Below are 24,273 nucleotides of genomic sequence, written 5' to 3'. Positions count from 1 at the left end.
AAACCAGACGCCGCGGCGCCGTCGTTCAGGGCGGGACGACGAGACGGCGGCGCGGCAGGAGAGAAGGGCGACATGCCGAACGGGGACAACTGGCAGAGTGACGTGCTGCGCGACCTGAGGGGCGGCGCGGCCCAGCAGCGCATCCCGCAACCCCCACAACAAGGGGGCGCGCAGCCGGAGCAGCAGCCACAGCCGCCTGAGCAGCAGGGACCTCAGCCCCAGCAGCAGGGCGCCCAGCCCCAACAGCGGGGTCAGGTCCCGGCCGACGGCAACCCGCAACAGGCCGGCCCCGGCCGACCGGAGCAGCCGTACGCCGAACAGGCCTACGGCAACCCGCAACAGGCCGCCCCTGGCCGGCCGGAGCAGCCGTACGCCGAACAGGCCTACGGCTACCCGCAACAGGCCAACCCCGCCCAGCAGCAGCCACAACAGCCACAGCAGCCGTACGGCTACCCACAGCAGGGGTATCCCGCCCAGGGGCAACAGCCGTACAGCCAGCAGCACCACGGCTACCCGCAGCAGCAGCCCTACGGCGACCAGGCCGCCGCCTACGCCCAGCAGCCGCACCAAGCCCAGCCTCAGGCGTACCCCCAGCAGCAACAACCCCCCGCCCAGCCCCCGCAGGCCCAGGCACCCGCCCCCCGCGCCCGCTCCGCCCGCGCCACCCCCGACTCCCGCCCGGTCGTCGACGAGAAGCTCGCCTCGGCGGGGCGGGGACCGCGTCGCGGGGAGCCCTTCAGCGCCCGCGCCCTGCGGGCCGTGCGCCGGACCGTGTCCTCCTCGGCCGCGCGTGAGGTCGCCGAGACCACCGCGACCGCCGAGGTGCTGCAGCAGCCGGTCACCACCGGCCGACAGATCGCGGTGACGTCCATCCGCGGCGGCTCCGGCAAGACGACCGTCGCCGCCCTGCTCGCCACCACGTACGCGCACTACCGCCAGGACCCGGTCCTCGCCATCGAGGCCGACCCCGCGCTCGGCTCGTTGCCACTCAGGCTGGGCGCTCAGACCCTGCGCTGGACCACCGGCGACCTCGCCGACGTCGTCCAGCCGCAGATGACGCTCCTCGAAGTCACCGGCTACCTGGTCCAACTTCCCGAAAACGCCTGGCTGTTGCCCGGGAGCCAGGGTCAGGTCGGGGCCATGCTCGACACCAAGGCCTACGAGCGGGTCATGGTGTCGATGCGCCGCTACTTCGGGGTGACCGTCGTCGACTGCGAGACCATGCCCGCCGAGGTCGCCCGCACCGCGCTGTCCGCCGCGCAGGGTCGCATCCTCACCGTGCCGGCGACGCTCGAGGGCATCGCCAGTACGCACGCGGTCCTGCAGTGGATGCGTGGGTTGCCCCGGGACATCACCACCACGACCGTCGTCGTCCTCACCGAGACCGTGCCGCACACCGGTGTCGACCTCGGCAAGGCCGCGGAGCGGCTGAAGGAGACCGGGGCGAGCGTGCGGGTGCTGCCGTACGACCGGCATCTGGCGGCCGGCGGCACCATCCGCACCGAACTGCTCGCGCGGGACACCCGGGAGGCCGCCACGAGGCTGGCCGCGGAGGTCTTCCAGCTCTCCCAGAAGAGCCGCTGACCCATCCCGGACGAAGGGATCCCCAGGACGCTGAGGACAAGGCAACAACGATGAGCACCCGACTGATCCACCGGCCGGCACGCACCACCCGGCCCCCGGCCTCCCCGGAGCCACGCACCATCGAGGCACCGCCCAACCTGCCCGACGGCAAGACGGGCTCCATAGCGACCTCGCTGCTGCCGGTCGCCGGTGTGATGTCGTCCGTCGTGATGATGACCGTCGTGCGCAACAGCCAGTTCGCGGGACTGGGCGCGATCATCCTGGTCGTGACCATCGCCGGCTCTCTCGTCATGGTCTTCTCCCAGCGCGGCAAGGCCCAGCGCACCCGCCGTACCCAGCGCGAGGCCTACCTCTCCTACCTGGAGGACACCCGCGAGGAGCTGTCCAAGGAGGAGCGGGAACGGCGCGAGAGCACGCGGGTGCTCAATCCGCCGCCGGATGCGCTGTACGACATCGTGCGTGACCCCGCCCGGCTGTGGGAGCGGCGCCGGACGGACGCCGACTTCCTGCGGGTGCGGGTCGGCACCGGGGAGATGCCGGTGCGCGACCTGAAGGTGGGCCAGCCGAGCTCCTCGGTGCTCACCCCGCCCGACCAGTTCATGCTGAACGAGGCGTCCGCGCTGGTGTCCCGGTTCAGCAACGGCACCGAACTCCCGCTGACCGCCCCGCTCGACCGGGTCGGCAACATCAGCGTCATCGGCAGCCGGGAGGACACGCTGAGGGTGGCCCGCGCGCTCCTTGTGCAGGCCGCCGCCACCCACGCCCCCGACGACGTGGCCATGGCGCTGGCCGCGTCCGGTGACCGGATCGCCGACTGGGAGTGGGCCAAGTGGCTGCCCCACCTGCTCGACAGCGAGCAGTTCGACGGCCCCGTCGCCGCCCGCCGCATCGCGCCCTCGCTGCCCCAACTGGCCCGCCAGATCGGCCCCGAGCTGCGTCGCCGCGCCTCCTACGCGGCCGAGGTGCGCCGCGGGCTGTCCGGCAAGGACGCCCTCGCCATGACCTCCCGGCTGCTGGTCGTCGCCGACGGGCACGGGGAGGACGCCATCGACCTGCCGCGGCCGGACGACGCGGTCGGGCTGCGGGACATGAGCATCACCGTGCTGCACCTGCTGGACCAGCGGATCCAGGAGCCGGGCAGTGTCGGCGTACGGATCACCGTCGACGGCGAGCAGATCGTCATCGAGGACCTGCGGATGCCGGAGCCGATCAGCGCCCACGGCACCGTCGACGAGATCGGCACCCCCTTCGCCGAAGGCCTCGCCCGGATGCTCGCCCCCATGCGGATGTCCGCCGAGTCCATGGTCGACGCCCCGCTCACCGGCCCCGTCGACTTCGCCGAACTGCTCGGCATCGACGATGTCGCCGACCTCGACCTGAACCGGATGTGGGCGCCGCGCGGTGAACGGGCCTTCCTGCGCGTCCCCATCGGCATCAGCGACTCCCACGAGCCCGTGCTGCTCGACCTGAAGGAGTCCTCCGAACTCGGCATGGGCCCGCACGGCCTGTGCGTCGGCGCCACCGGCTCCGGCAAGTCGGAGCTGCTGCGCACTCTCGTCCTCGCCCTGGTCGCCACCCACCCGCCGGAGGAGCTCTCCCTGGTCCTCGTCGACTACAAGGGCGGCGCCACCTTCGCCCCCTTCGCGGACCTCCCGCACGTCGCCGGCGTCATCACCAACCTGGAGAACCAGGCCGGCCTCGTCGAACGCGTCCACGCCTCCCTGGCCGGCGAGGTCAAGCGCCGCCAGCAGGTGCTCAAGAACGCGGGCAACGTCGCCGACATCGGCCACTACGCCGCCCTGCGCGCCGAGAAGCGCCCCGACCTGGACCCGCTGCCGCACCTGTTCGTGGTGATCGACGAATTCGGCGAACTCCTCACCGCCAAGCCGGACTTCATCGACCTGTTCCTGTCCATCGGCCGCATCGGCCGCTCCATCGGCGTCCACCTGCTGCTGTCCAGCCAGCGCATCGAGGGCGGCAAGCTCAAGGGCCTGGACACCTACCTGTCGTACCGGCTCGGTCTGCGCACCTTCTCCGCCGACGAGTCCCGTACGGTCCTGGACACCACGGACGCCTTCCACCTGCCCCCGCTGCCCGGCTTCGGCTACCTCAAGGTCGACACCAGCCACTACGAGCGGTTCAAGGCGAGCTACGTCTCCGGCGCCTACAACGGCCCCGTGCAGCGCGACGCCGAGGACACCGGGCCGCTGGCCCTGGCGTACGAGGCGTACAACACCCTCGGCCAGGACGAGGGTTCGGGCGCCGAGGAGCCGAAAATGCGGCGCCGGGAGACCGGGCCCACCGAACTCGGCGTCCTCATCAACCAGTTGGAGAACGCAGGCGCCCGCTCGGTACGCCAGATCTGGCTGCCCCCGCTGCCCTCCGCCGTCCCCCTCGACAAGGTCGCCGGGCCCGTGGAAGTGGGCGCGCGTGGCATGCAGCTGGCCAAGCGGCGCGGGCCGCTCCAGGTGCCGCTGGGCATCCTCGACGACCCGACCAGGCAGTGGCAGGGCCAGTGGTACCTGGACCTCACGCTCTCCGGCGGACATGCGGCGATCATCGGCGGCCCGCAGTCCGGCAAGACCACCCTGCTGCGCTCGCTCGCCCTCTCGCTGGCCCTTACGCACACCCCGCAGGAGGTCGGGATCTACGGTCTCGACCTGGTCGGCGGCGGCATGCAGGCCCTGTCCGGGCTCCCGCACGTCGGCGGGGTCGCCGGCCGCGCCGACCGCGAACGCGCCGCCCGCACCATCGACTCCGTACGCGCCATGCTCGACCAGCGCGAGGAGCTCTTCCGCATCCACAACATCGACTCGCTGGAGCAGCTGCGCACCCTGCGCGCCGCGGGCCGGGTGCCCGAGCTGGCCTCCACCGAGATCGTGCTGCTCATCGACGGCTTCGGCGCCCTGCGCGACGACTTCGAGAACCTCGACGACGCCGTCGTCGACATCCTCAAGCGCGGCGGCGGCTACGGCATCCACGTCGTCGCCGGCATGCTCCGCTGGAACGACGTGCGCATCGCCACCCAGTCCCAGTTCGGCACCCGGGTGGAGCTGCGCCTGAACGACCCCAGCGAGTCCAGCATCGACCGCAAGCTCGGCGAGACCCTCTCCCCGGAGGAGAAGGGCCGCGTCCTCACCGACGGCAAGCTGTTCGCCCAGGTCGCCCTGCCCCGTGTCGACGGCCTCGCCGACACCGCCGACCTCGGCACGGTCCTGGAGCGCACCGCCCGACAGCTCCGCGCCACCTGGACCGGCGAGGTCGCCCAGCCCGTGCGCGTACTGCCGCACGTCCTGGAACCGGAGCTGCTCCCCGGCCCGGCGGCAGAGCCGCACCGCGTCCCCGTCGGCCTCGACCAGACCCAGCTGGCGCCCGTCCTGCTCGACCTGTTCCAGCACGACCAGCACCTGATGATCATGGGCGACAGCGAGTGCGGCAAGACCAACCTGCTCAAGGTGATCGCGCAGGGCCTGATCGAGCGCTACGGCGACGACGAACTCGTCTTCGGCGTCTTCGACCCGCGCCGCGGCCTGCGCGGCGCCATCCCGGAGGAGTACCGGGGCGGCTACGCCTACAACTCCAAGCTCGCCGCCGGTCTTGCCGCCGGCATTGCGGGCGAACTGGAGAAGCGGCTGCCGGACGAGAGCGCCGACACCGAGGACCTGGAACCGGGCAGCTTCTCCGGCCCGCGGATCGTGATCCTCGTCGACGACTACGACGTCCTCACCACGGCCGGCCAGCAGCCGCTCGCGCCCTTCGTGCCGTACATCCCCTCGGCCGTCGACATCGGCCTGCACTTCATTCTCACCCGCCGGGTCGCGGGCGCCTCCCGCGGACTGTACGAACCGCTGCAGCAGGGCCTGCGCGAGTCCGGCGCCTCGGCGCTGGTGATGTCGGGCGACCGCAGTGAGGGCCAGCTCTTTCCCGGCGTGTACGCGAGCGCGCAGCCGCCCGGCCGGGGAGTGCTGGTGCGCAGGGGCCAGACCAACCGGTTGATCCAGACCGTCTACACGGGGACCAGGTGAATCCATGACGAAGGACGTCATCACCCTCACGAAGAAGATGCCCGACCCCTTGAGTGTCATCGCGGGTCTCCTGTCCGGCGGCCCCGACCGTCTGGTGGGCACCGAGGGAGAAGGCGCCGTGGTGCAGCTCTGCGACGAGCAGGGCCGCCCGCTGGTCTCCGTCGAGGCACCCCTGCTGGTGCAGGTCAGGGGCGAGGCCGAGCGGCTGCTCGGAGCCAGTGCGCCCGAGGTGCCGTACTGGTGGACCGAGGCCCGTGCCACGACCGGCGTCAAGGAGGCCGAGCAGCTCGCCGGCACCTTCGCCGCCCGGCTCGCCACCCTGGTGGGCGGCACCCCCTGGCCGCCCGAGGTCGCATGGTCGCTGGCCGTGGTCGACACCGACGGGATGAGCGTGGCGCCGGTGCCGGCCGCCGCCCAGCCCGCCGTGGACGTACTCACCGACAAGGTCGCCGTCATCATCCAGGACCGCCCGGTGGTCGCGATGACCGCCTGGCTCTCCGACGCCTTCCGTGCCGCCGCGGGCGCCGAACTCGGCCTCCAGATCGTCACCCCCGCCAGCACCCGCCTCTCTCCGGCGGTCCGGGCCAGCCTGCCGGGCTGGCCCTCGCGCTGGGTGGTACAGGACGAACGGGACGGCTACTACGACGGCCTCTCCGGAGCCGTCCTGGAGTGGAACAACGGCTTCTTCGCCACGGTCGTGCCCCCGGACGCGACCCAGGAGGACCCGCGCACCCCGGTCGCCGCCTCCTTCCGGGAGGGCCTCGCCGACCAGGGCGACACCGGCGAACGCCAGCTCGCCATCTCCTTCCGCACCGTGCACCCGGCCGACGACCGTCTCGTTCTCGGCGGCGCCGTGGAAGCCGTCTGGCAGGAGATCACCGGCGAGCCGCCGTCCGGCTGGGGCACCGAGGAACCCGCCAACCTCCCCTGGTCCCTGCGCCAGTTGACCGACGTGGCGTACGAGCGCTCGCCCGCACCGACCTGGCTGGTCGTCGTCGGCACCCCGGAGCGCCCCGGACTCGCGACGGTCCGCATCACCCGGACCAAGGGCGGCGTCGAGGAGGACGTGACGCTCGCCTTCGGGTACGGCCCGGGAGAGCAGGTCCCGACGGACGCCGTCCAGTCGGCCGCAGAGGCCCTCGCCACCCGGCACGACCTGCAGTCCATGCTGGTCCAGATCCGCCGGGCCCGCCGTGACCTGTCCGTCCCGCCCCGCTTCGAGGGCCCCGGCGTGCCGTACGCCTTCGTCCTGGGCGCCGAGGAGGTCCGCGCGATGCCCGGCGACCGAGCCCGACGCACCCCGCTCGCTGAGGCCCCGCGCGAACTGGGCCCACCGACTCGTCCCGCGCTGTACTACCCCCTGCCGGGCGATCCCTCGGACCTGTCGGGCTGGCAGGACTTCGAGCGACTGATGAGACATCTCAAGGGAGAGAGCTGAGGCGTCACGGCTGAAGGGGGAAAGGCTGAGCGGCGGCAGTCGACGGGCCGCGGTTGAGAGCCGGCGGGTGACGGCTGACGCGTGATGGCCGAGGGACGCCGGCTGACAGCCGGTGTCCGAGGCAACGGCCGACGGGCGGCGCCTGACGGAGGGGCGCCGCCCGCCACCGTCCGGCGGTGAGGCCGCCCTGAGCCGCCGTACGAAGGACGTCGTGCGGCGCGGTCACCAAGCGGGCAGGAGAGCCGCCCGAGGCGTACGCCGGGCGCGTTCTCGCCACCCCGGGAGCCCTGTTGGTGAAGGAGGCGGACCTGGCGCACAACGCGGACCCGGCGCGCCTCGCGGTGCTGGACGAACCGACCCGCACACGACTGACCGAGAAGTACACGCGGATGCGTGCGCTTCTCGGTCTGGTCGCTGACGGCGGTGAGCCGGGCCGGTGACGAGGGTCGTGACTAGGCGTTGACCTTCTCGCGCTCGCGTACGCCCGTCTCGTGCTTCTTGTCGGTCTTCTCGCGTCCGCGCGCCACTTCGGCCGCGTCCCGCTTGAAGGCCCACTCCATCGTCGGTTCCATCGCGAACCGGAAGACCCGGCGCACCGGCGCGGTGCACAGCACGGTCACGACGGCGGCCGCGAGGACACTCACGAAGATCTCGCCGAGCGGCCGCTCCAGCCAGGCGTGGTCGAACATGCCCGCGAAGTCGGCGCCCTTGATGAGGAAGCCGTGCAGCAGGTAGCCGTACAGCGTGCCCGCGCCGAGCGCCGTGAACCACATCCGGCGGCCCGGCACCCAGGCGAAGAAGCAGGCGGTCAGCAGCAGCGAGCAGCCGAACAGCGCGAGGACCATGACCGGTCCGGACCACCAGGGCGCGGCCATCTCCTGTGCGGCGTCACGGTGGTAGAACCACGACGTGTTCATCCGGGGCACGGCCCACCAGCCGACCGCCAGCGCGGCCGCGAACACCGGCACCGACACGATCCGCATGGACCGCCGGCGCACCAGCCGGAAGTGCTCGGGCTTCATGCACAGGCCGAGCACGAAGTACGGCAGGAACTGCAGCACCCGCTGCATGTCCAGGTCGTTGCCGATCTCGGGCGAGACGGACGCCAGCATGGCGATGCCGAGAGCGAGGGGCAGCGGCCACCGCACCAGGTTCCAGATCGGCGTGGTCATCCGCCAGATGAACAGCGCGCACAGGAACCAGGTCAGGTACCAGGGATCCAGCAGGCTGATCTCCTGCCCCGGCGAGTGATCGACGAAGCGCTTGAACAGCGAGTAGGCCGTCTCGAACAGGACGTACGGCACGACCACGCCGGTGATCAGCCGCTTGAGCCGGTCGGCGCGCATGTCGAAACTGCGCGAGAAGTACCCGGAGATGATGATGAACGCCGGCATGTGGAAGGAGTACACGACCGTGTACAGGCCCTCCAGGATCCGGCTGTCGCCCTTGATGGGCTCCCAGGAGTGGCCCACGGCCACCAGGACGATCGCCAGGTACTTCGCGTTGTCGAAGAACGCGTCGCGCTGTTTGGCGCCGGGCTTGGAACCGGCGGCGGCCCGGGGCGGGGTCGGTTCGCCGCGGTGGTTCTGCGGCGTGCGCGGACTCGGCACTCCGTCCGCCGACGACTGAGCCGGGGGGAGTGGCGATCGATTCTGGCCGTGCGGTCGCAGCGGGTTCGTCACAGGGACCTCGCTGCGCGGGCGGGGGACGAGGCGGCGTGGAACATCTGAGGCACCCTAGTCCTGGCTGTGGGTATTCGTAAAATTCTCGACGTCATTCCTGGTTAAAGGCTTCGCCTACCCGCGTTTTCCGGATGTTGACATTCCTGTCCACGTGAGCACCGACACACGGTGAATAGTCGGCCAGGGGGTCATGCGCGCCTAACTTGTCACGATTCATCCCTACTAAATGGTGCATTATCGGCATGCCGTGCAGGTCGCCGGCGCCCCCTGGACTGAAATTCGAATCAGCTGCGAACACATTGTGTGGGCAAGGAAACGATCCAGCTGAATTACCTGTGCGGAGGCTCGTCGAATTGCTGTGCGAAGGGTCCTGGCGGAAGCCCCTGCGCGCCCGCGGGCGCGTGGAGATCACGAGCGGTCATGGCCAACGTTGGGTCACGCGCCGCATATGCGGGCCCTGTTGGTGGCACGATGGTTCTGGCGGGGGTGCGCGGGGCTGCACCCCCGGGCCGGGCGGACCGACCGAGGGTGTGATCAGTTGTGGCCATTTCGCTGTCAGTGGTGCTGCTGTTGGCGATCATTTTGGTGGTGTTGATCAGGGGAGGCTCAATCAAGGCCGGCCCCGCCATAGTCGCTGTGCTCTTCGGCTTCTTCCTGGCCTCGACCGGCATGGCCGACGACATCCAGCGGTTCCTGAACTCGATAGCGGAGACCATCAACTCGATCCAGTTCTAGGCGCGGCCGTCATGGTCCGCCGCCGAACAGTGCTCGAACAGTGGACGCCGCAGACATCGCGCCGCAGGGCACGCGAAAGGCCTCCGGCCCGATCCTCGGAAAGGAACGGGCCGGAGGCCTTGTCACGTGATGGGGCATGGCGGAGTGATCGCGTCACCCGCAAACGACAAGGGCCAGGCGGAGGAGTGATCCTCCGACCTGGCCCTACGTCATGTGGAGCGGGCGACGGGAATCGAACCCGCGTAGCTAGTTTGGAAGACTAGGGCTCTACCATTGAGCTACGCCCGCACAGCGCGCGCCGCAGGTCGGTGACCGCGGCACACAGGCATCGTAGCGGGTCGTCCCCCTTCGACGCACACCCTGTTAATGCGGCGGCCACGCCGCCTGCGGGCATGTACCCTACGTGTCGCACCAGCACGGGGTGTGGCGCAGCTTGGTAGCGCGTCCGCTTTGGGAGCGGAAGGCCGTGGGTTCAAATCCCGCCACCCCGACCACTGATCGGCCGTCCCCGGCCTGTCGTAGGCCACTGGCGCGGTCACTTCCCGTGACCGTGTCCCGTGATCGCCTTTGGGGCGTGTCGCCGCTGCCGTTACTATGCAAGCTGCACGCCCGTGTGTCTCTCCTTAACGAAGTCCTCCGGGCGGCGAATCCGCCGGAGCCGTTCTGGCCCCGGCAGAACCCAAGCAGTCAGCCACAAGGAGACCGAACCGTGAAGAGCGCCGTGGAGACCCTGAACCCGACTCGGGTTCGGCTCACTGTCGAGGTGCCCTTCGAGGAGCTCAAGGACAGCCTCGACGCGGCGTACAAGAAGATCAACCAGCAGGTCACGGTGAAGGGCTTCCGCAAGGGCAAGATCCCGGCCCGCGTCATCGACCAGCGGTTCGGTCGCGGCGCCGTGCTCGAGGAGGCCGTCAACGACGCGCTTCCGAAGTTCTACACCGAAGCGGTCAACGAGGCCGAGCTCAACGTGCTGGGCCAGCCCGAGGTCGACATCACCGAGCTGAAGGACGGCGAGACGCTGAACTTCACCGCCGAGGTCGACGTCCGCCCGGCCCTGGAGATCCCGGACTACTCCGGCATCGAGGTCGAGGTCGACGCGGTCGAGGTCAGCGACGAGGACGTCGACAAGGCCGTCACCGAGCTGCGTGAGCGCTTCGCGTCGACCTCCCCGGTCGAGCGTGCGGCCGAGGACGGCGACGTCGTCACCCTCGACCTGGAGGCCAAGGTCGACGGCGAGGTGCTGGAGGACGGCGTCGCGAGCGGCGTGTCCTACACCATCGGCTCCGGCGAGCTGCTGGAAGGCATCGACGACGCCGTGAAGGGCCTGGAGGCGGGTGGCGAGGCCACCTTCACCTCCGAGCTCAAGGGCGGCTCGGCGGCCGGCAAGGAGGCCGAGGTCACCGTCAAGGTCACCCAGGTCGCCGCGCGTGAACTGCCCGAGCTGGACGACGAGTTCGCGCAGCTCGCCTCCGAGTTCGACACCCTCGAAGAGGTCAGGGCGGACAGCCGCAAGCGCCTCGAGAACACCAAGCAGTACGACCAGGCCACGCAGGCCCAGGAGCGCGTCCTGGAGAAGCTGCTGGAGCTCGTCGAGGTGCCCGTCCCCGAGAAGCTGCTCGAGGACGAGGTCAACACCCGCAAGCACAACCTGGAGCACCACCAGCTCGGCCAGATGGGCCTCGACCTCGACAAGTACCTGGAGATCCAGGGCAAGAGCGCCGAGGAGTTCGAGGCCGAGACCCGCGAGGCCGCGGTCAAGGGCATCAAGACCCAGTTCGTCCTCGACGAGCTCGTCAAGCAGGAGAAGCTCAACGTCAACCAGGAGGAGCTCACCGAGCACCTCATGCGGCGCGCGGCCTCCTCCGGCATGTCCCCCGACCAGTTCGCCCAGGCGGTCGTCGAGGGTGGCCAGGTCCCGATGCTGGTCGGCGAGGTCGCCCGCGGCAAGGCCCTGGCCGCCGTGGTCGAGAAGGCCACGGTCAAGGACACCAACGGCGAGATCATCGACCTGGACGACGAGGAGGAGGAGACGGAGGCCGCCGAGGCCGCCGCCGACTCCACCGAGGACGCCCCGGCCGAGGAGAAGGCCGACGAGAAGACCGAGGAGAAGACCGAGGGCTGAGCCCACGGCGCCTTGTAGGTCGTAGGGAGGGCCCCGGGTCGCATGACCCCGGGGCCCTCCTGTCGTACGGCCGGACGGCCATTCCGGGGGCGCGGGGAACCGCGCGACCGGCCCGCACAACCCGCAGCCGCTCGCGAACCGAAAGCTCCACGCCGCTACGCCCCCGGCGAACACCCCCCTTCGCGGGATTCTCCGAAGGGACCCGCGCGTTAGGGTCCATGAATACGAGGGCAGTGGAGTCCCCGAACGGCTCCAGCCCCGCAGGGAAACGTGAGACGGCCCGGCGCCGTCGTAAGACGAGCAGGTGGATACGTGACGAATCTGATGCCCTCAGCCGCCGGCGAGCCTTCCATCGGTGGTGGCCTCGGCGACCAGGTCTACAACCGGCTGCTCAACGAGCGGATCATCTTCCTCGGCCAGCCGGTCGACGATGACATCGCAAACAAGATCACCGCGCAGCTGCTGCTCCTTGCCGCGGCCGATCCCGACAAGGACATCAACCTCTACATCAACAGCCCGGGCGGCTCGATCACGGCCGGCATGGCGATCTACGACACGATGCAGTTCATCAAGAACGACGTGATGACCATCGCGATGGGCCTCGCCGCCTCCATGGGACAGTTCCTGCTCAGCGCGGGCACCCCCGGCAAGCGCTTCGCGCTGCCGAATGCCGAGATCCTGATCCACCAGCCGTCCGCCGGTCTCGCGGGCTCCGCGTCGGACATCAAGATCCACGCCGAGCGGCTGCTGCACACCAAGAAGCGCATGGCCGAGCTCACGTCCCAGCACACGGGCCAGACCGTCGAGCAGGTCACCCGTGACTCGGACCGCGACCGCTGGTTCGACCCCGAGGAGGCCAAGGAGTACGGCCTCATCGACGACGTCATCAGCACGGCTGCCGGCATCCCGGGCGGCGGCGGCACCGGGGCCTGACCGCCCCACGGGGCCAGAACGGCCCCAGCAAGCCCCTAGCCGACCGCCTCAGCCCCTAGGAGACAGACAGTGAACGACTTCCCCGGCAGCGGCCTGTACGACCGCTCGCGCGCCGAGTACGCGGGCCCTGTTGCCGAGTCCCGCTATGTGATCCCCCGTTTCGTCGAGCGCACCTCGCAGGGCGTCCGCGAGTACGACCCGTACGCGAAGCTCTTCGAGGAGCGGGTGATCTTCCTCGGCGTCCAGATCGACGACGCCTCCGCCAACGACGTCATGGCGCAGCTGCTGTGCCTGGAGTCGATGGACCCCGACCGGGACATCTCGGTCTACATCAACAGCCCCGGCGGTTCCTTCACCGCGCTCACTGCGATTTACGACACGATGCAGTTCGTGAAGCCGGACATCCAGACGGTCTGCATGGGCCAGGCCGCCTCGGCCGCCGCCATCCTGCTGGCCGCCGGTACGCCCGGTAAGCGCATGGCGCTGCCGAACGCCCGGGTGCTGATCCACCAGCCGTACAGCGAGACGGGCCGGGGCCAGGTCTCCGACCTCGAAATCGCCGCGAACGAGATCCTGCGGATGCGTGCCCAGCTGGAAGACCTGCTGGCCAAGCACTCCACCACGCCGATCGACAAGATCCGCGAGGACATCGAGCGCGACAAGATCCTCACGGCTGACGACGCCCTGGCGTACGGCCTGATCGACCAGATCATCTCCACCCGGAAGATGAACAACGCGTCCGTGCGCTGACACGGAAGCTGTATCGTCTGCCGCCCCTTGGCACGGTTTGACACGCTGCACGTCAAAGTGAACCGAGCCAAGGGGGGCCCGAACGGGGGGCTCGGCAAGGTACCGTCGGACATAAGGCAGCACCAGGAGCCGCTGGACCTAGGCGTCTCCCAGGCGAAGGGGAAGCACACCGTGGCACGCATCGGTGACGGCGGCGATCTGCTCAAGTGCTCGTTCTGCGGCAAGAGCCAGAAGCAGGTCAAGAAGCTCATCGCAGGGCCCGGTGTGTACATCTGCGACGAGTGCATCGACCTCTGCAACGAGATCATCGAAGAAGAACTCGCGGAGACCAGTGAGGTCCGCTGGGAGGAACTCCCGAAGCCCCGCGAGATCTACGAGTTCCTCGAGGGGTACGTGGTCGGCCAGGAGTCGGCCAAGAAGGCGCTCTCGGTCGCGGTGTACAACCACTACAAACGGGTCCAGGCCGGTGAGAACGGCGGCGCCCAAGGCCGCGACGACGCCATCGAGTTGGCGAAGTCCAACATCCTCCTGCTGGGCCCCACGGGCTCCGGCAAGACCCTGCTGGCCCAGACTCTGGCCCGCATGCTCAACGTCCCGTTCGCCATCGCCGACGCGACGGCGCTGACGGAGGCCGGCTATGTCGGCGAGGACGTCGAGAACATCCTGCTCAAGCTGATCCAGGCGGCGGACTACGACGTCAAGAAGGCCGAGACCGGGATCATCTACATCGACGAGATCGACAAGGTCGCCCGTAAGAGCGAAAACCCGTCGATCACCCGCGATGTGTCGGGCGAGGGCGTCCAGCAGGCCCTGCTGAAGATCCTGGAGGGCACCACGGCCTCCGTTCCGCCGCAGGGCGGCCGCAAGCACCCGCACCAGGAGTTCATCCAGATCGACACGACGAACGTGCTGTTCATCGTGGGCGGCGCCTTCTCGGGCCTGGAGAAGCTCATCGAGTCCCGGGCCGGCGCGAAGGGCATCGGCTTCGGCGCGACGATCCGCTCCAAGCGGGAGCTGGAGGCCAAGGACCAGTTCGAGGACGTCATGCCCGAGGACCTGGTCAAGTTCGGCATGATCCCCGAGTTCATCGGCCGGCTGCCCGTCATCACCTCGGTCCACAACCTGGACCGCGAGGCGCTGCTCCAGATCCTGGTCGAGCCGCGCAACGCGCTCGTCAAGCAGTACGAGCGGCTCTTCGAACTCGACGGCGTGGAGCTGGACTTCGAGCGCGAGGCGCTGGAAGCCATCGCCGACCAGGCGATCCTCCGCCAGACCGGCGCGCGCGGCCTGCGCGCCATCATGGAAGAGGTCCTCCAGGGCGTCATGTACGAGGTCCCGTCCCGCAAGGACGTGGCCCGCGTGGTCATCACCGCCGATGTCGTCCTCTCGAACGTCAACCCGACGCTGATCCCGCGGGATTCGCGCGGGCGGGGTCCGGGGGAGCAGAAGACGGCGTAGCCGATCCTGTACGCAGCAGACGTGAAGAGGGCCCCGCGCAGGCGGGGCCCTCTTCACGTCTGCTGGGAGCCGCTCAGCTCTTGACGCGGACTTCCTCGCGGAGCTTCGTGCTGATGTTGATCGCAACGTCCTTAGTGATGCCCTTGGTGGCGTCACCCGGAGAGACCATGGCGATGGTGCTGTAGTCGGCCCAAGCGCAGAACCAGTTGGTCTTCACTTGCTTGGTTTTCAGATCTTTCCCCTTGGCCGCCTGGCACTTCATGACCGCCCCGTCGAGGTCGGCCTCCTCGGGTGCACCGACCAGCTCGGTCTTGGCGCCGCCACTTGTGGAGCCCTCCGAAGAGGACTTCTTGAAGTTTGCGAAGAACGTGTCCAGGGCCTTCGCGGGGTCTGAGATCTCGCCGTAGGCGCCGGCGTACGTGATGCCCTTGGCGGTCGCCAACTCGGATGGGTCGGGTGCGGTGCTCGGGTCGCTCGGGTCGTAACCGGTCAGGTCTGCCGTCGAGTAGACACCGATGACGCTTTTGCCGCCTTTGACGCCGCTCTTCTCCAACTCGGCGGTCGAGTCGTCACCGGCGCTCGCGCCGTCCTTGGAGGCTCGGCTGTAATCGGTGAGTACCTTCGCCGGCGTGGCGAGCTTGTGCGGGCCGTCGTCCTCGAGGCCGCCCCCGCTCCCGCCGATCACGAAGTACGCGCCCACGCCGATCGCGGCCACGACCGCCACGGCGCCGATGATGAGCCCCATCTTCTTCTTGCCGCCCCCCGACGCTGGCGGCTGAGGCGCCCCGTACGGAGCCTGGCCGTAGGGCGGCTGCTGGCCATACTGCGGCTGCTGCTGACCGTAGGGGGCCTGCTGGCCGTACGGCTGCTGCTGGGGCGGAGCGCCCTGCGGGGGCTGCTGCGGGTAGCCGTAGCCGGGCTGGGCCGGGGGAGTCTGCTGGGGGTACCCGTAGCCGGGCTGCGGGGCCTGCGGCGGCTGGCCGTACGGACCCGGCTGCCCGTACGGTCCTGGCTGCTGCGGCTGCCCGCCGTACGGGCCGGGCTGCTGGGGCTGCCCACCGTACGGGCCCGGCTGGTTGTGACTCATTTCTGGGTTCCCCTCCAGATGCTTATGTGTTCCTGACATCCTGGCCCAGGTGGCGTGCGCGAACGGCATCGGGGCCCCCACCGTTACAGAACAAACGCGTTTCGGGACTGCCCGGTGACACCCCTAAACTGAGCGGGTGACCGAGAACGCTCATCAGCAGCCACCAGCGCCCGACTCCGAACTGCCGACCCAGTACGCGCCGGCCGATGTAGAGGGGCCGCTGTACGAGCGCTGGGTAGAGCGTGGTTACTTCGAGGCCGACGCGAAGAGCGACAAGCCTCCGTACACGATCGTCATCCCGCCGCCGAACGTCACGGGCTCGCTCCACCTCGGGCACGCCTTCGAGCACACCCTCATCGACGCCCTCACCCGCCGCAAGCGGATGCAGGGTTACGAGACGCTGTGGCAGCCCGGCATGGACCACGCGGGGATCGCGACCCAGAACGTCGTCGAGCGCGAGCTCGGCAAGGAGGGCAAGTCCCGCCACGACCTGGGCCGTGAGGCGTTCGTCGAGCGGGTCTGGCAGTGGAAGGGCGAGTCCGGTGGGCAGATCAGCGGGCAGATGCGTCGCCTCGGCGACGGTGTCGCCTGGTCGCGTGAGCGGTTCACCATGGACGAGGGTCTCTCCCAGGCCGTCCAGACCATCTTCAAGCGGCTCTACGACGACGAGCTGATCTACCGCGCCGAGCGCATCATCAACTGGTGTCCGCGCTGCCTGACGGCCATCTCGGACATCGAGGTCGAGTACCAGGACGATGACGGCGAGCTCGTCTCCATGAAGTACGGCGAGGGTGACGAGACGATCGTCGTCGCCACGACCCGCGCCGAGACCATGCTCGGTGACACGGCCGTCGCCGTCCACCCCGAGGACGAGCGGTACAAGCACCTGGTCGGCAAGCTCATCAAGCTGCCGCTGACCGACCGTTCCATCCCGGTCGTCGCCGACGCGCACGTCGACCCCGAGTTCGGCACGGGTGCCGTCAAGGTCACCCCGGCCCACGACCCGAACGACTTCGAGATCGGCCAGCGCCACGACCTGCCGGCCATCACGATCATGGACGAGCACGCCGTCATCACCGCCCACGGCCCCTTCCAGGGCCTGGACCGGCTGGAGGCCCGTTCCGCCATCGTCGCCGCGCTGCGCGCCGAGGGCCGGATCGTCGCCGAGAAGCGGCCGTACGTCCACTCGGTCGGCCACTGCTCGCGGTGCAAGACGACCATCGAGCCGCGCCTGTCCATGCAGTGGTGGGTCAAGGTCGGCCCGCTGGCGAAGGCGGCCGGCGACGCGGTCCGTGATGGCAAGGTCAAGATCCATCCGCAGGAGATGGAGAAGCGGTACTTCGACTGGGTCGACAACCTCCACGACTGGTGCATCTCACGGCAGTTGTGGTGGGGGCACCGGATCCCGGTCTGGTACGGCCCCGACGGTGAGGTCGTCTGCGTCGGTCCCGACGAGCAGCCGCCCGGCACCGAGGCGGAGGGCTGGCGGCAGGACACCGACGTCCTCGACACCTGGTTCTCCTCCGGCCTGTGGCCGTTCTCCACGCTCGGCTGGCCCGAACAGACCGAGTCGCTCGCGAAGTTCTACCCGAACTCCGTCCTGGTCACCGGCTACGACATCCTCTTCTTCTGGGTCGCCCGGATGATGATGTTCGGTCTCTACGCGATGGACGGCACCCCGCCGTTCCACACCATCGCCCTGCACGGCATGGTCCGCGACCAGTTCGGCAAGAAGATGTCCAAGTCCTTCGGCAACGCGGTCAACCCGCTGGACTGGATGGACAAGTACGGCAGCGACGCCCTCCGCTTCACCCTCGCCCGCGGCGCCAACCCCGGCACCGACGTCCCGATCGGCGAGGACTGGGTCCAGGGCTCCCGCAACTTCGCCAACAAGATCTGGAACGCGACGCGCTTCGCGCTGATGAACGGCGCGACGGTGGACGGCCCGCTGCCGGAGCCGTCGGCCATGTCGGCCACGGACCGCTGGATCCTCTCCCGCCTCAACTCCGTTGTCGCGGAAGTCGACGCGTTCTACGAGGACTACCAGTTCGCGAAGTTGTCGGACACGCTCTTCCACTTCGCATGGGACGAGGTCTTCGACTGGTACGTCGAGCTGTCGAAGACGACGTTCCAGGCGGGCGGCGAGGCGGCCGAGGTCAGCAAGCGCGTCCTGGGCGAGGTCCTGGACGTCACGCTGAAGCTGCTGCACCCGGTGGTCCCGTTCGTCACCGAGACGCTGTGGACCACCCTCACCGGCGGCGAGTCGCTCGTCATCGCCGAGTGGCCGGCGGCTGTGTCCGTTCCTGGTGCTGACGCACCGGGCGGCTTCCGTGACGCCGACGCCGAGCGCGAGATCGTCACGCTCCAGCAGGTCATCACGGAGGTCCGCCGCTTCCGTGCCGACCAGGGCCTGCAGCCCGGGCAGCGCGTCCCGGCCCGCCTGGCGCTGGACGGTACGGCGCTAGCCCCGCACGAGGCGGCCATCCGTCAGCTGCTGCGGCTCCAGCCGGAGGGCGACGCGTTCACTGCCACGGCGACCCTGCCGGTCGCGGGGGCCGAGGTGGCCCTCGACCTCTCCGGCACGATCGATGTCGCGGCCGAGCGCAAGCGGCTGGCCAAGGATCTCGCCGCCGCGGAGAAGGAGAAGGCCCAGGCCAACGCGAAGCTCGGCAACGAGGCGTTCCTGGCGAAGGCTCCCGACCACGTGGTGGACAAGATCCGGACACGGCTGACGAAGGCGGACGAGGACATCGCGCGGATCGCCGCGCAGCTGGATCGTCTGCCGCAGGCGTAAGAGGTTCTCCGGTGCGAAGGGCCCCGGGTCTTCGGACTCCGGGGCCCTTCGCGTCCGGCGGGCGCGGGGCTTTGCCCCTGTGTGAATCCGCGTGGGCGTGACCGGCCGAAGGCGGCCCGCACAGGCCGTACACACCAGCGAAGCCACTCCGTGGGCGCACTGTCAGTCGGCCTCCGTAGACTGGCCCCGTGAGTGACCAGCCCCCGCACGACGACAGCTCCTTCGACGAGATCATCGAGGCCGAGACCAGCCGGGACCCGGATCTCGCGCTGATCGAGGCCGGCAGCCGGACCCTGCGTACCCAGGGCGGCCCCCCGCAGGCGGATGTGCCCGCGCGGCCCGAGGACCCGGAGGTCGACAAGGCCCTGCGCGAGGTCGAGGCGGACCTCGCCACCCGCTGGGGCGAGACCAAGCTGGAACCGTCGGTCAGCCGCATCACCGCGCTGATGGACGTGCTGGGGGAGCCGCAGCGGGCGTACCCCTCGATCCACATCACCGGCACCAACGGCAAGACCTCCACCGCCCGCATGATCGAGGCCCTGCTCGGCGCCTTCGAACTGCGTACGGGGCGCTACACCTCCCCGCACGTGCAGTCGATCACCGAGCGCATCAGTCTCGACGGCGCGCCGATCTCCGCCGAGCGGTTCATCGAGACGTACCAGGACATCAAGCCGTACATCGAGATGGTCGACTCCCAGCAGGAGTACCGGCTGTCCTTCTTCGAGGTGCTCACGGGGATGGCGTACGCCGCCTTCGCGGACGCGCCCGTCGACGTGGCCGTCGTGGAAGTGGGGATGGGCGGCTCCTGGGACGCCACCAACGTCATCGACGGGGACGTCGCCGTGGTCACCCCCATAGACCTCGACCACACCGACCGGCTCGGTGAGACACCGGCCGCGATCGCCACCGAGAAGGCCGGCATCGTCAAGCAGGACGCGACGGTCATCCTGGCGCAGCAGCCGGTAGACGCGGCCCAGGTGCTGCTGAAGAAGGCCGTCGAGGTCGACGCCACGGTCGCCCGGGAGGGGCTGGAGTTCGGGATCGTCTCACGGCAGGTCGCCGTCGGCGGGCAGTTGCTGACCCTGCGCGGGCTCGGCGGGGAGTACCACGAGGTGTACCTCCCGCTGCACGGCCCCTACCAGGCGCACAACGCGGCCGTCGCGCTCGCCGCCGTCGAGGCGTTCTTCGGCGTCGGCTCCCAGCGGCCCGAGCCGCTCGACATCGACACGATCCGCAAGGCCTTCGCCGCGGTCTCCGCGCCGGGGCGGCTGGAGGTCGTACGGCGGTCCCCGACCGTCGTCCTGGACGCCGCCCACAATCCGGCCGGCGCCCGCGCCACCACCGAGGCGGTCCAGGAGGCCTTCGACTTCAGCCGCCTGATCGGGGTGGTCGGCGCCAGCGGCGACAAGAACGTGCGAGGGCTCCTCGAGGCCTTCGAGCCGGTCTTCGCCGAGGTCGTCGTCACCCAGAACTCCAGCCACCGGGCCATGGACGCCGACGAGCTCGCAGCAATCGCCGTCGAGGTGTTCGGCGAGGAGCGCGTGCAGGTCGAGCCACGGCTGCCGGACGCCCTGGAGGCCGCGATCACGCTGGCCGAGGAGGAGGGCGAGTTCGCGGGCGGCGGTGTGCTCGTCACCGGATCCGTCATCACCGTCGGCGAGGCCCGGCTGCTGCTGGGGAAGGGCTGAGACCCGTAAATGCGTACGCTCTGTGCTTCGACCCTGATCGGCGAGTTCTTCGTCATCGGATTCGCCGGACTGGTCGCGATGAAGGAGCCGGACCTGTCCACGACGACGGTCTGGACGGTCAGCGGCATCGCCATGGTCCTGTGCCTACTGCTGTGCGGCATGGTGACCCGCCCCGGCGGTGTCGCCCTCGGCTGGGCCCTGCAGATCGCCCTGATCGCCTCCGGCTTCGTCATCCCGACCATGTTCTTCATGGGCGCGGTCTTCGCGGCCCTGTGGTGGGCGTCCGTGCACTACGGCAGGAAGATCGACGAGGCGAAGGCCCGCTTCGCGGAGCAGGCCGGATCCTCCACACCTGACGCTGTGTGACATCCGTGCGGACACGCCCTGTAACCTCATCCCACCGCACACCGGCCGTAGAAGGAGCCCTCCCGTGAGCCAGCGCACCCTCGTCCTCCTCAAGCCCGACGCCGTCCGTCGTGGCCTGACCGGCGAGATCATCAGCCGTATCGAGCGCAAGGCCGGCTGGCAGATCACCGCGCTGGAACTGCGCACCCTGGACCAGGACACCCTGGAGCAGCACTACGGCGAGCACAAGGGCAAGCCCTTCTACGAGCCGCTGGTGGAGTTCATGGCCTCCGGTCCGGTCGTGGCGCTGATCGTCGAGGGCGAGCGGGTCATCGAGGGTGTGCGGGCGCTGGCCGGTCCGACCGACCCGATCGCCGCCGCCCCCGGCTCCATCCGCGGTGACTACGGCGTGATCGTCCGGGAGAACCTGATCCACGCCTCCGACTCCGAGGAGTCCGCCGACCGCGAGGTGAAGATCTTTTTCCCTGGTCGCGCATAACACCCGCGACGGCGGAAAACGGGAGTCCGGTGGCGACGCCCCCGGACTCCTTGGCATATGCGTGACCGATCGGGGGAACGGGTGTCCCCGAACGCCCGTCTCCAGAAGCGGACGCACACGTCATCTGCTGACAATGGCGGAGACCCTCCCGCGGTGTTCGCGAAGGCGCGTCTACGATGGAAGCCTTCACGTCACTGCGCCCACCTCGCCTACCTGAAAAGCCCTCAAAAAGCTCCTGGGAAGGCCAGAAGAATCCTGATGGGGAACTCAATGTCGTTCATCGGCCGTGACATGGCTGTCGACCTCGGGACCGCCAACACGCTGGTGTACGTCAGGGGTCGCGGGATCGTACTCAACGAGCCGTCCGTCGTCGCGATCAACACCAACACCGGTGGCATCCTCGCGGTCGGCGCCGAAGCGAAGAAGATGATCGGGCGCACGCCCGGCAACATCGTTGCCGTACGTCCGCTGAAGGACGGCGTGATCGCCGACTTCGAGATCACCGAGCGGATGCTCCGCTACTTCATCCTGAAGATCCACAAGCGGCGGTATCTGGCTCGTCCGCGGGTCGTCGTCTGTGTGCCCTCGGGCATCACGGGGGTCGAGCGCCGCGCCGTCATCGAGGCGTCGTCCCAGGCCGGCGCCCGGCAGGTGCACATCATCGAGGAGCCCATGGCCGCGGCCATCGGATCCGGCCTGCCGGTCCACGAGGCCACGGGCAACATGGTGGTGGACATCGGCGGCGGCACCACGGAGGTCGCGGTCATCTCGCTCGGCGGCATCGTCACCGCCCAGTCCATCCGCGTCGCGGGTGACGAACTGGACAACGCGATCATCCAGCACATCAAGAAGGAGTACTCGCTCCTCCTCGGTGAGCGGACAGCCGAGCAGATCAAGATCACGATCGGTTCGGCGTACGACCTCGACGCTGACGAGCACACCGAAATCCGTGGCCGGGACCTCGTCTCCGGGCTGCCCAAGACCGTCGTCATCTCGGCCGCCGAAGTGCGCAAGGCGATCGAGGAGCCCGTCAACGCCATCGTGGACGCGGTCAAGACGACCCTCGACAAGTGCCCGCCGGAGCTGTCCGGCGACATCATGGACCGGGGAATCGTTCTGACCGGCGGCGGAGCACTGCTGCGCGGCCTCGACGAGCGGCTGCGGCGCGAGACCGGCATGCCGATCCACATCGCCGAGGACCCGCTGGACAGCGTGGCGCTCGGCTCCGGCAAGTGCGTCGAGGAGTTCGAGGCGCTGCAGCAGGTGCTCGACGCCTCGCCGCGCCGATGACGTCACTCGTCGATTCCGCCGTACGAGATGATCAACCTCGTGCGGCGGATCGTTGATATGGAGGCATAGGCTCCCCACGAGCCTCCGTACACCTCGACACCAGAACAGCTTGACACCCGTACACCTCAACACCTGAACCTCTGCACATTCCTATGAGGAAGGCACGGCCGCCGCACGTGAGGGACACACGAGAGAGCCGGCTGCTCCTGGTGCTGCTGGTCGCCATCGCGTTCGCGCTGATCACGGTGGACATCCGCGGCGGGGAGGACTCACCGGTCGACGGTGCCCGTCAAGGTGCGGCCACCGTCTTCGGCCCGATCGAGAACGGTGTGTCGGCCGCGGTCGACCCGGTCGGCAACGCCGTGTCGGCCATCCGTGACTCCGGTGAACGCCACGACCGGCTCGCCGGGCTGGAGAAGGAGAACGCGGCCCTCAAGGCGAAGCTCGGCAGCGACGACCGCAACCGCTCCCGGCTGACCCAGCTCGACAAGATGCTGAAGGTCGCCGGCGCGGGCCAGTACGGCATCAAGGGTGCCGAGGTCATCGCGATAGGAGCGGCCCAGGGCTTCTCCTGGACCATCACCATCGACGTCGGCGCGAACGACGGCATCAAGCGCGACATGACCGTCCTGAACGGGGACGGACTCGTCGGACGCGTGACCACCGTCGGCCCCGACACCGCCACGGTCCTGCTCGCCAGCGACCCCGACTTCACCGTCGGCACCCGCATGGAGGCCAGCGACGAGCTCGGCTTCGCCTCCGGGCAGGGCGACCGCCCGTTGCGCGTCGAACTCCTCAACTCCAAGGCCGAGATCAAGAAGGGCGACCGCCTGGTCACCTTCGGCTCGGAGGCCGACAAGCCCTTCGTGCCCGGCGTCCCGGTCGGTGTGGTCTCCCGCATCGACCCCTCCGGCGGCGGTCTCACCCGCATCCTCTACGTCACGCCGTACGTCAGCTTCACCAAGCTCGACGTCGTCGGCGTGGTCGTCGACGCCCCGAAGAAGGACCCGCGCGACACGGTGCTGCCCGCCAAGCCCAAACCGACCCCCACGCCGACCGTGACGGTGACCGTCACGCCGTCCGCGAACGCGCAGGTCGACGGCCAGACCCAGCCTGAGCAGTAGGAGCTGTAACCCATGCGTGTCAACCGGATCCTGCTCTCCTCCGCCCTGGTCGTCGTCGCCCTGGTGGTCCAGGTGAGCGTCCTCGCCCGCCTGCACCTCCCCGGCGCCGTCCCCGACCTGCTGCTCCTCACCGTCCTGGGCCTCGCCATGGTGTACGGCCATGTCGGCGGCGCCCTCGTCGGCTTCGGCGCCGGTCTGCTCGCCGACCTCGCGCCGCCCGCCGACCACGCGGCCGGCCGCTACGCCCTCGTGCTGTGCGTCATCGGCTACCTCGCGGGCCTGGTGAAACCGGACCACGGCCGGCTGAAGTCGGCCACCGGCCCCATGGCCGTCGTGGTCGCCGCCGCCATCGCCACCACTCTGCTGTACGCCGGGGTCGGCGCCCTCGTCGGCGACACCGCCGCCCGCCATGTCGGCCTCGGAAGCCTGCTGTTCACGGCCTCCCTGTACGACCTGCTGCTCGCCCCGTTCGTGGTCCCCGGGATCATGGCCCTGGCCCGGCGCGCCGAGAACGACCCGCTGGCCGAGACCAGCTCGGCCGCCGGCAAGAACACCGACATCTCCTCCGGTTGGCTCTCCTCCGGCACCGGACTGCGGATCGGCAGCCAGCGCGGCGGCCTCGGCCGCGTGAAGGTGAAGGCCGCCCGGGCCCGCTCGGCCCGCGCCGGCCGCATCAAGGGGGTCAAGCGGCTGTGACCGCGAAGGAGTTCGCCGGCCCA

At 69.5% G+C, this 24,273-nt stretch carries 17 protein-coding genes, 2 tRNA genes and 1 pseudogene; 17 read left to right on the top strand and 3 right to left on the bottom strand.

Annotated elements, in window-relative coordinates:
- Window positions 1–72: 72 nt before the first annotated feature.
- The 4 genes and pseudogenes from OHA64_RS16975 to OHA64_RS16960 form a co-directional block, all read left to right on the top strand.
- A complete protein-coding gene (locus OHA64_RS16975; RefSeq protein ID WP_405613798.1) occupies window positions 73–1,584 on the top strand; it encodes a MinD/ParA family protein in 1,512 nt (503 codons plus the stop codon).
- A gap of 50 nt (window positions 1,585–1,634) precedes the next feature.
- Entirely contained in the window at window positions 1,635–5,609 is a 3,975-nt protein-coding gene (gene eccCa, locus OHA64_RS16970; RefSeq protein WP_405613796.1) for a type VII secretion protein EccCa, read from the top strand.
- Between the two features lie 4 nt (window positions 5,610–5,613).
- Window positions 5,614–7,047, top strand: coding sequence for a DUF6177 family protein (locus tag OHA64_RS16965; RefSeq protein ID WP_405613794.1), 1,434 nt, complete (start codon window positions 5,614–5,616; stop codon window positions 7,045–7,047).
- Between the two features lie 178 nt (window positions 7,048–7,225).
- Window positions 7,226–7,487: pseudogene (locus OHA64_RS16960) on the top strand (phosphohydrolase); the annotation flags it as partial.
- Between the two features lie 12 nt (window positions 7,488–7,499).
- Here OHA64_RS16960 and OHA64_RS16955 read toward each other — a convergent pair.
- On the bottom strand, window positions 7,500–8,657 hold the full coding sequence (locus OHA64_RS16955) for an acyltransferase family protein (RefSeq protein WP_405613792.1): 1,158 nt from the start codon (window positions 8,655–8,657) through the stop codon (window positions 7,500–7,502).
- A gap of 612 nt (window positions 8,658–9,269) precedes the next feature.
- On the opposite strand from OHA64_RS16955, the gene OHA64_RS16950 reads away from it, so the two are divergent.
- Window positions 9,270–9,464, top strand: a complete 195-nt coding sequence (locus tag OHA64_RS16950; protein WP_356771106.1) for a hypothetical protein — start codon at window positions 9,270–9,272, stop codon at window positions 9,462–9,464.
- Window positions 9,465–9,678: 214 nt separating this feature from the next.
- On the opposite strand, the gene OHA64_RS16945 is transcribed toward OHA64_RS16950, so the two are convergent.
- A tRNA-Gly gene (locus OHA64_RS16945) sits at window positions 9,679–9,752 on the bottom strand.
- Window positions 9,753–9,881: 129 nt separating this feature from the next.
- Here OHA64_RS16945 and OHA64_RS16940 point away from each other — a divergent pair.
- The 5 genes from OHA64_RS16940 to clpX all read left to right on the top strand — a co-directional run bounded on the left by OHA64_RS16940 (window position 9,882) and on the right by clpX (window position 14,727).
- Window positions 9,882–9,958: transfer RNA gene (locus tag OHA64_RS16940), tRNA-Pro, on the top strand.
- 215 nt (window positions 9,959–10,173) lie between these two features.
- A complete protein-coding gene (gene tig, locus OHA64_RS16935; RefSeq protein WP_405613790.1) occupies window positions 10,174–11,586 on the top strand; it encodes a trigger factor in 1,413 nt (470 codons plus the stop codon).
- A 324-nt stretch (window positions 11,587–11,910) separates the two neighbouring features.
- Window positions 11,911–12,519 (top strand): ATP-dependent Clp protease proteolytic subunit, encoded by a 609-nt coding sequence (locus OHA64_RS16930; RefSeq protein WP_405624001.1) that lies wholly within the window; start codon window positions 11,911–11,913, stop codon window positions 12,517–12,519.
- A gap of 69 nt (window positions 12,520–12,588) precedes the next feature.
- Window positions 12,589–13,269, top strand: a complete 681-nt coding sequence (locus OHA64_RS16925; RefSeq protein WP_405613788.1) for an ATP-dependent Clp protease proteolytic subunit — start codon at window positions 12,589–12,591, stop codon at window positions 13,267–13,269.
- Between the two features lie 171 nt (window positions 13,270–13,440).
- Window positions 13,441–14,727 (top strand): ATP-dependent Clp protease ATP-binding subunit ClpX, encoded by a 1,287-nt coding sequence (gene clpX / locus OHA64_RS16920; RefSeq protein ID WP_356771100.1) that lies wholly within the window; start codon window positions 13,441–13,443, stop codon window positions 14,725–14,727.
- Between the two features lie 73 nt (window positions 14,728–14,800).
- On the opposite strand, the gene OHA64_RS16915 is transcribed toward clpX, so the two are convergent.
- Window positions 14,801–15,814 carry a hypothetical protein gene (locus OHA64_RS16915; protein ID WP_405613786.1) on the bottom strand — a complete coding sequence of 338 codons (1,014 nt, stop codon included), beginning with the start codon at window positions 15,812–15,814 and terminating at the stop codon, window positions 14,801–14,803.
- A 136-nt stretch (window positions 15,815–15,950) separates the two neighbouring features.
- On the opposite strand from OHA64_RS16915, the gene OHA64_RS16910 reads away from it, so the two are divergent.
- The 7 genes from OHA64_RS16910 (at window position 15,951) to mreD (ending at window position 24,250) form a co-directional block, all read left to right on the top strand.
- On the top strand, window positions 15,951–18,608 hold the full coding sequence (locus OHA64_RS16910) for a valine--tRNA ligase (RefSeq protein WP_405613784.1): 2,658 nt from the start codon (window positions 15,951–15,953) through the stop codon (window positions 18,606–18,608).
- A gap of 188 nt (window positions 18,609–18,796) precedes the next feature.
- On the top strand, window positions 18,797–20,296 hold the full coding sequence (locus OHA64_RS16905; protein ID WP_405613782.1) for a bifunctional folylpolyglutamate synthase/dihydrofolate synthase: 1,500 nt from the start codon (window positions 18,797–18,799) through the stop codon (window positions 20,294–20,296).
- A 9-nt stretch (window positions 20,297–20,305) separates the two neighbouring features.
- The gene (locus OHA64_RS16900; protein ID WP_405613780.1) at window positions 20,306–20,662 is read left to right on the top strand and encodes a DUF4233 domain-containing protein; all 357 of its coding nucleotides are present in this window, start codon (window positions 20,306–20,308) and stop codon (window positions 20,660–20,662) included.
- A 64-nt stretch (window positions 20,663–20,726) separates the two neighbouring features.
- Entirely contained in the window at window positions 20,727–21,140 is a 414-nt protein-coding gene (gene ndk, locus OHA64_RS16895) for a nucleoside-diphosphate kinase (RefSeq protein ID WP_356771090.1), read from the top strand.
- A gap of 270 nt (window positions 21,141–21,410) precedes the next feature.
- Entirely contained in the window at window positions 21,411–22,430 is a 1,020-nt protein-coding gene (locus tag OHA64_RS16890) for a rod shape-determining protein (RefSeq protein ID WP_123999956.1), read from the top strand.
- Between the two features lie 176 nt (window positions 22,431–22,606).
- Window positions 22,607–23,554: a rod shape-determining protein MreC gene (gene mreC, locus OHA64_RS16885; protein ID WP_405613778.1), complete on the top strand. Its 948-nt coding sequence runs from the start codon at window positions 22,607–22,609 to the stop codon at window positions 23,552–23,554.
- A gap of 12 nt (window positions 23,555–23,566) precedes the next feature.
- Window positions 23,567–24,250, top strand: a complete 684-nt coding sequence (gene mreD / locus OHA64_RS16880) for a rod shape-determining protein MreD (protein WP_405613776.1) — start codon at window positions 23,567–23,569, stop codon at window positions 24,248–24,250.
- Window positions 24,251–24,273: the final 23 nt, after the last annotated feature.

The sequence above is a fragment of the Streptomyces sp. NBC_00076 genome (assembly GCF_045041235.1).
GTDB lineage: Bacteria > Actinomycetota > Actinomycetes > Streptomycetales > Streptomycetaceae > Streptomyces.
This window is presented reverse-complemented; position numbering and strand designations above follow the sequence as displayed.

Coding starts and splice junctions, on each gene's coding strand:
- OHA64_RS16975 (WP_405613798.1), top strand. CDS start 73: ATGCCGAACGGGGACAACTGGCAGAGTGACGTGCTGCGCGACCTGAGG.
- eccCa (WP_405613796.1), top strand. CDS start 1,635: ATGAGCACCCGACTGATCCACCGGCCGGCACGCACCACCCGGCCCCCG.
- OHA64_RS16965 (WP_405613794.1), top strand. CDS start 5,614: ATGACGAAGGACGTCATCACCCTCACGAAGAAGATGCCCGACCCCTTG.
- OHA64_RS16930 (WP_405624001.1), top strand. CDS start 11,911: ATGCCCTCAGCCGCCGGCGAGCCTTCCATCGGTGGTGGCCTCGGCGAC.
- OHA64_RS16915 (WP_405613786.1), bottom strand. CDS start 15,814: ATGAGTCACAACCAGCCGGGCCCGTACGGTGGGCAGCCCCAGCAGCCC.
- OHA64_RS16900 (WP_405613780.1), top strand. CDS start 20,306: ATGCGTACGCTCTGTGCTTCGACCCTGATCGGCGAGTTCTTCGTCATC.
- OHA64_RS16890 (WP_123999956.1), top strand. CDS start 21,411: ATGTCGTTCATCGGCCGTGACATGGCTGTCGACCTCGGGACCGCCAAC.
- mreD (WP_405613776.1), top strand. CDS start 23,567: ATGCGTGTCAACCGGATCCTGCTCTCCTCCGCCCTGGTCGTCGTCGCC.